Origin of the sequence: Bacteroides faecichinchillae JCM 17102 (assembly GCF_000614145.1) — a bacterium.
In the GTDB taxonomy this organism is placed as follows: Bacteria; Bacteroidota; Bacteroidia; order Bacteroidales; family Bacteroidaceae; genus Bacteroides; species Bacteroides faecichinchillae.
Window position 1 is genome coordinate 53,496 of record NZ_BAKK01000027.1, and the last position, 7,454, is coordinate 60,949.

Genomic DNA, 7,454 nt, shown 5'->3' on the forward strand with positions numbered 1-7,454 from the left:
TTAGGCAAATTAAGAAAGGCTTTAAGTTAATTACTATCCTATACGATGAATAAACTCCGTTTTACTAGAGTGTATTTCTTGGTATTGTCCTTAATATTGAAGAGCAGAGCCCTGTGATCGAGGTATAATACTACTTTACCCGTTTATGTAAAAGTGAATTCAGGTACTAAATATTCTGGTTTAATCCCTCCTTGACGATTTTGGCTTTTGATTCACCGATGATTGTAGATATATCCTCTAATGACGCTTCTTTTATTCGTTTTACACTCTTAAATTCTTTCAATAAAGCTGTTTTTGTCTTTTCCCCGATACCTTTAATGGTATCTAATGCAGAAGCTACTTGTCGTTTGCTGCGTTTATCCCGATGGAAAGTAATAGCAAAGCGGTGTACTTCATCCTGTATTTGAGTGAGTAGACGGAATAGGGGACTATGCTGTTTGATTCCGATGGTTTGTGGTGGAAATCCAAACAATAATTCTGAAGTACGGTGACGATTATCCTTAGCTAATCCAGCGATAGGTATATTCAATTTTAATTCATCTTCAATAACCTCTCTAACAACCTCCATTTGCCCTTTACCACCATCGGTAATAATCAGGTCCGGAAGCGGTGATTGCTCATCAATGGCACGTTGATAACGTCTTCTTACTACCTCTTTCATTGAAGCATAATCATCAGGTCCCACTACAGTTTTTATATTGTATTTCCGATAATCTTTTTTTGATGGTTTGGCTTTTTTGAATACAACACAGGCCGCTACAGCGTCCGAACCTTGTATATTGGAGTTATCAAAACATTCAATTTGCATGGGCAATCTATTTAAATGTAGTTCTTGCTGTATTTCCTTCATTAAACGCATACTTCGCTGTTCCGGATTGAGCTTTTCTGCTTGCTTCAAACGGTCAGCTTTATATTGCTTTACGTTCAAAATCGAAAGTTCTAATAGTTTCTTTTTATCTCCTCGCTGAGGAACGGTGAAATTAACGTTATTCAGTTTTATATCCAACTCAAACGGAATAATAATTTCCCGAGACAGGCTTTTATAACGCTCCCGCATCTCAATGATACCGAGTGTTAATAGTTCCTCTTTTGTTTCGTTCAGTTTCTTTTTATATTCGAAAGTAAATGCCTGATTAATGGCACCATTTGTAATATGTAGATAGTTAATGAAGGCTGAATTGGAATCATCTTCTTCAATAGAAAAGACATCGATATTATGCAGAACAGAGCTAACCACTTCAGATTTTGAACGATAATTTTCTATCAAAAGGTATTTCTCCTTCATCTTTTGTGCCTCTTCAAACTTCATCTCACTTGCTAGCTCTTGCATTTTTTCTAGTAGCATGCGACTAATATCCTGAGTATTTCCCTTTAAAATCTCTTTGATTTCATCGATATTCTTTAGATATTCCTCCTGTGATTGTAGTCCAATGCAAGGGCCGGCACAATTTTTAATGTGATATTCTAAGCAGACATTGAATTTACCAGCCCGAATATTTTCAGGAGTAAGATTCAGATTGCAGGTGCGTAATGGATATAGGTGTTTTATCAAATCGAGTAGAGCATACATAGAAGGGATATGGCTGTATGGGCCATAATAGGAAGAACCATTTTTGATAATCTTTCTTGTTTTGAAAACCCTGGGAAAATACTCGTTTTGTACACATATTGAAGGATAGGTTTTATCATCTTTCAATAATACATTGTAGCGAGGTTTATATTTCTTTATCAGGTTATTTTCCAATAATAGTGCATCTTCTTCTGAATTGACAACGATATAACGGATATCAGCAATTTTGCTAACCAATACACGAGTCTTACCCGGTTCGTGTTCTTTGCTAAAATACGAATAGACCCTTTTCTTTAGGTTTTTAGCCTTTCCAACGTATATAATAGTACCTTCGGTATTTAGATACTGGTAAATACCTGGCTTTTCTGGAAGATTTGCTACAATACCTTTCAGGTATTCGCTGGTTGAGTTTGCTGAATTTGTATTCATAATCTTTAGAGATGAAGTACTGAAATAAAAAGGGCGTAGCTATACAGCTACGCCCTGCAAATATAATCAATAAGTTTATAATGACAATACTGATTCTACTTCTACATCTTCTCCGAACATTGAGATTCCATTCAAATCTTTTAGTTCGACGATGAAGTTCACATATACTTTTTTAGGCTTTAAGTTTTTCACAAGTGCACAAGCTGCTTTCATTGTTCCTCCTGTTGCTAATAAGTCGTCGTGCAGAAGTATTATATCGTTCTCGTCGATTGCGTCTTTGTGAATTTGTATGGTGTCTTTTCCGTATTCTTTATCGTAGCTTTCTTGAAGAGTTTCTGCTGGAAGTTTTCCCGGTTTGCGGATTGGAACAAATCCTGCATTTAAGCGAGTAGCTAGTATAGGTCCCATTATGAATCCTCTTGATTCTATACCTACTACTTTAGTAATGCCTTTATCCTTGTACATATCAAACATGATATTGGATAACTCTTGTAAACACCAAGGATCTTTAAATAGGGTGGTTACATCATAGAACAAGATTCCCGGGATGGGGAAGTCTGGTATTTCACGAATACTTTTGATTAGCGTTTCTTTGCTCATAATCATTGTTTTATGTCGTTTCTTTAATTCTTTTGTTTCACGTGAAACGTTGCCACTTATCGTCCTGAAAGTACCAACAATACGTTGATGTCGCTTGGTGATACTCCTGGAATCCTGCTTGCTTGGGCAATTGTTTCCGGATCTATTTTAACCAACTTTTGACGAGCTTCCGTAGATAGAGACTGGATAGAAGCGTAGTCAAATTTGCCTTTGATTTTTATACTTTCTAAGCGAGCAAGTTTTTCTGCAATCATACGTTCTCTATCGATGTAACCTTGATATTTTATTAATATCTCAGCAGCTTCAAGGATTTCTTCTTTGCGGTCCGATAACATTGCTGTTACTCTATCCAATTCTTTTTGGAATGCAGGAACATATTGTGCTATGTTTTCAATTGTCACTTGCGGACGGTTTAGAATTTCTATCAACTTGCATCCTTGACGTAGGGGAGTTGTTCCTATCTTTTCGAGTCCATCATTAATTAATGCCGGTTTCATCGAATAACTATGTGTGAAAGCTACGATTTGATCTATAGCTTCTTTTTTACTCTTGAGCAGATTGTAACGTTCTTCCTTGACTAATCCTAGTTTATATGCCCGTTCGGTAAGTCTTATATCCGCATCGTCCATGCGAAGAAGGATTCGATATTCTGCTCGCGAGGTAAACATACGATAAGGCTCGTCTACACCTTTGGTCACAAGATCATCGATCAATACACCAATATAAGCTTCGTCACGTGCAAGTGTAAAAGGTTCTCCACCATTACAATTGATGTGCGCATTGATGCCGGCAATTATACCTTGTCCGCCTGCTTCTTCATAACCGGTAGTTCCGTTCACTTGTCCGGCAAAGAATAGATTTTTAATAATCTTCGATTCCAACGAATGTTTGAGTTGGGTAGGATCGAAGTAATCGTATTCGATGGCATATCCCGGTCGGTAGATTACTAAATCTTTAAAAGCCGGAATCTTTTTTAGTGCGGCGATTTGTATATCCATTGGAAGGGAAGAGGAGAAACCGTTAAGATATAACTCTTGTGTTGTTTCCCCTTCCGGTTCCAGAAACAATTGGTGCTGGTTTTTATCCGGAAAAGTAACGATCTTCGTTTCTATACTCGGGCAATAGCGTGGCCCGATACTTTGTATTTGTCCGTTGAATAGAGGAGAATCCGGTAATCCTTCACGAAGAATGTGATGTACCTCTTCATTGGTATAACACGTCCAGCATTGCAGTTGTTTTAAATGCCTGACACTGGTATTCATGAATGAAAACTTGTGGAAGTCAGCTTCCCCTTCCTGTATTTCCATTTGATCAAAATGAACACTACGAGCATCAATACGTACTGGTGTACCGGTTTTCATTCTACCATAATTGATGCCATGACGAGCGATGGATTCGGTGAGTTGGTAAGAAGCCGGTTCGGCCATTCTTCCACCCGGAAGTTTGTGACGACCGACGTGCATAAGGCCGTTAAGGAAAGTTCCTGCCGTAAGTACTATACATTTGGCTTTGAAAGTAACGCCCCAGGCTGTAACTAATCCGGTAACTTCTCCATTTTCTACGAGAAGCTCGCATACTGTATCTTGCCAAATATGAAGATTGGGAGTATTTTCAAGTTTTTCACGCCAGGACCAAATGAATTTGGCTCGGTCGCATTGAGCACGCGGGCTCCACATAGCAGGTCCTTTTGAACGGTTCAAGATTCTGAACTGAATGGCGGTTTCGTCAGTTACTATCCCCATCTGTCCGCCGAGTGCATCTATTTCGCGTACTATTTGTCCTTTGGCAATTCCTCCTACGGCCGGGTTGCAACTCATCTGCCCAATCTTGTTCATGTCCATTGTGATGAGACAAGTTTTGGAACCAAGATTTGCAGCGGCAGCTGCTGCTTCGCAACCGGCATGTCCGGCACCAATTACAATAACGTCGTACTTAAAATCCATTCTGTCTTATTTATTATCTAACGCTGCAAAGTTACGGAAAAGTTACGAGAATTGTATCCGCTGCCCGTTTTTGCTTTCCAAAATTGCGGCCAAGGTGTCTGAACGGATAAAAAATCTCTTTAATTTTAAGTTAGAAATATGCAGAATGTCGTTTTCTTCGGAGTAAATTGTGGATGATATTCACTTTCTAATGGGCAATATTTTGAATTTATGATTTTAAATCGTTGTTATTTCTGTCTTTTTGTTACTTCGAACAGGAATGGATTTTAAGAGTAAATAGAAAATTAGTGGAATCTATTTTTAGAAAAGAGAGCTAAGAGTCATTTTACACTTAATTGTCTCCTTTTTCTCTTGATATAAGTCAATAAAATAAGCAATTAACTGTTTTTTAGAATAGGAGCTATTGCATTTTTCCAAATCCGATGTAACTTTGCAGCGTAGTTGTGAAACTACTCTATAGTTTAGTTTTAGATTAAAGAATTTTTAGGTATTAGAAAAGGTGAAAAAGGTATTAAGTATTAGTTTATAAAATTAAGGATTAGATTTAAGATTAGTTTTTAGGTGGCAAGTTAGTTTTTATTAGGTATTTTGAGTAAAAGAGTAGTTTTTCAGGTAACAAGTAAAATGAAGATGAAGAAAAAAGAATCCCATTTATGGGGGATTCTTTAAAGGTGGGGCGGAATTATTCGCTCTTTTTTTGTTTTTAGTCCCTTCTTATTTGTTAGTGTTTTCTTTAAAGCGTTTATCGATTGTCTTTGGTGTGGAGGTATAATAGATATTTTATTCATTAACACTGGTCTTTTTTCTTTTATATATAGCTATTATTTTTGCATTTAGAAACACATGTAAAATTACAACATTTATTTTTTCAGGTGATCACTCTTGTATCCATCAATTTTATTTATCCACAGTCGTAATCTATTATCGAATTGGGATACTCTATGTATTATTTTATTTCATTTTATATATTAATTAAAAAAGAAGAATGAAGTTGTTTTTACGAATAGTTTGGTGTTTATTTGTGATTGAGTTGTAATATTCAAATCTTTCCATAAATGGGTACGATGATGGAATTGTATTTTATAATGATAATCTCTTAAACGCAAAGAATGATGATGAAAAATTAAGTATGGATGTTATTTGTTCTGATTGAGTCGTATTTGGATTATTTTTAGTATGATTTATAAATAATAAGTCCCCTTGTTTCATTCAAAATAGATATGAAACAAGGGGACTTATTATTACAAGATAAAGACTATAACGATGTTACATTATTTTTTATTCTGAAATCTCTCTTGTAGCATTGTCAATGCTTTATCTTCCGCAGCTTCCATGATTTCCCGTTCACCGGGACCTTTGTCGTTGATTCCGCAGAGATGAAGAATACCATGGATAATTACCCGATGCAATTCGTTATCATAAGACGTCCCGAATTGTTCAGCATTGGTTCGTATAGTATCTAGACTGATGAATAAATCGCCAGACAGACGATCTCCTTCGCAGTAGTCAAAAGTAATAATATCTGTGAAATAATCGTGTTGCAGATATTGACGGTTTACTTCCAGTATTTTTTCATCCGAACAAAAGATATAGGCGATTTCACCCAGTCTTTTTCCATAAGAAGCAGCTACATTTTTAATCCATTCTGTTGTTTCCCGCTTCTTGAGATCAGGCATTTTAATGCCTTCCGATTGATAAGTTACAGCCATAATAAAACTGATTTAAAGGAAAAATAAATAACTAATTAAGATTGCGGCAATAATTCCTGAAAAGTCTGCAATTAGGCCGCAGGTAACTGCATTCCGGGTTTTGGTAATTCCTACGCTACCGAAGTAGACTGCGAGGATATAAAATGTAGTATCTGAAGCACCACGTACTACACAACTCATTCGACCGACAAATGAATCGGGCCCCAGCTCTTTCATCGTATCTATCATTAGACCGTTAGCACCACTGCCACTAAGTGATTTCATCAATGCAGTTGGGAGGGCACCTACAAAACTGGTGTCGATTCCAAATAAGCCAACAAAAGACCCGATGGCTCCTACTAGATAATCCATAGCTCCTGAAGTGCGGAATACAGCAATACCGACAAGAAAAGCAACTAGATAAGGAATGATGCGTACTGCTGTTGTGAACCCTTCTTTAGCACCTTCTACAAACGAGTCGTATACATTGATTTTCTTACGGACTCCTGTCAGAATAAACAAAATAATGACTCCGAACAAAATGATATTGGCAATTAACGTAGAATAAGTTCCCATTTCTTCGCGGGAAATATTCAAAAAAAGAAAAATCAGACATGAAAAGAACAGGCAGACGATACCCATTAGTATCAGGATCGGCTTATTGATTAGGTTTATCTTTTGAGTAATGCTGACTGCAATGACTCCTACTAAAGTAGAAATGAATGTACTCAACAATATAGGAATGAATACATCTGTCGGTTGTGCCGCCCCCATCTGTGCGCGGTAGACCATGATACTGATTGGAATAATGATGAGACCGGAAGTGTTGATAACCAAAAACATAATCATTGGATTGGAAGCCGTATCTTTCTTTGGATTCAACTCTTGTAATTCTTTCATGGCTTTCAATCCCATTGGGGTAGCTGCATTGTCCAACCCCAGCATATTGGCAGACATATTCATAAAAATGGAACCTAATACCGGATGTCCTTTAGGTATATCTGGAAACAGCCGACAAAGCACCGGACTGAGAAAACGCGCCAATGAAGTTATTAATCCGCTATTCTCTCCGATTTTCATAATTCCCAACCAAAGAGCTAATACTCCGGTTAACCCCAATGAAATTTCGAAGGCTGTTTTTGAGGCGTCGAACGTAGAGTTTATAATAGCGGTAAATATCTCCGTATCTCCTAGCAACAGCACTCTTGCAAGGGCTATCACAAA

Annotated in this window: 5 protein-coding genes; all 5 read right to left on the reverse strand. The window is 37.2% G+C overall.

All coding sequences use genetic code 11. From position 1 onward, the window contains the following. Positions 1–166 precede the first annotated feature (166 nt). Positions 167–1,999, reverse strand: coding sequence for an excinuclease ABC subunit UvrC (gene uvrC, locus JCM17102_RS13795; protein ID WP_025075558.1), 1,833 nt, complete (start codon positions 1,997–1,999; stop codon positions 167–169). Between the two features lie 75 nt (positions 2,000–2,074). Continuing rightward, on the reverse strand, positions 2,075–2,605 hold the full coding sequence (locus JCM17102_RS13800) for an adenine phosphoribosyltransferase (RefSeq protein WP_136498574.1): 531 nt from the start codon (positions 2,603–2,605) through the stop codon (positions 2,075–2,077). A gap of 50 nt (positions 2,606–2,655) precedes the next feature. Further along, a complete protein-coding gene (gene mnmG, locus JCM17102_RS13805; RefSeq protein ID WP_025075560.1) occupies positions 2,656–4,542 on the reverse strand; it encodes a tRNA uridine-5-carboxymethylaminomethyl(34) synthesis enzyme MnmG in 1,887 nt (628 codons plus the stop codon). 1,271 nt (positions 4,543–5,813) lie between these two features. Continuing rightward, positions 5,814–6,251, reverse strand: coding sequence for an rRNA maturation RNase YbeY (gene ybeY, locus JCM17102_RS13810; protein WP_025075561.1), 438 nt, complete (start codon positions 6,249–6,251; stop codon positions 5,814–5,816). Between the two features lie 12 nt (positions 6,252–6,263). Beyond that, the coding region (locus tag JCM17102_RS13815) for a spore maturation protein (RefSeq protein ID WP_025075562.1) at positions 6,264–7,454 on the reverse strand (1,191 nt) is incomplete at its 5' end.

Bases quoted from the DNA above. Each gene is read 5' to 3' on its own strand.
- uvrC (WP_025075558.1), bottom strand. From the start codon at position 1,999: ATGAATACAAATTCAGCAAACTCAACCAGCGAATACCTGAAAGGTATT.
- JCM17102_RS13800 (WP_136498574.1), bottom strand. From the start codon at position 2,605: ATGATTATGAGCAAAGAAACGCTAATCAAAAGTATTCGTGAAATACCA.
- mnmG (WP_025075560.1), bottom strand. From the start codon at position 4,542: ATGGATTTTAAGTACGACGTTATTGTAATTGGTGCCGGACATGCCGGT.
- ybeY (WP_025075561.1), bottom strand. From the start codon at position 6,251: ATGGCTGTAACTTATCAATCGGAAGGCATTAAAATGCCTGATCTCAAG.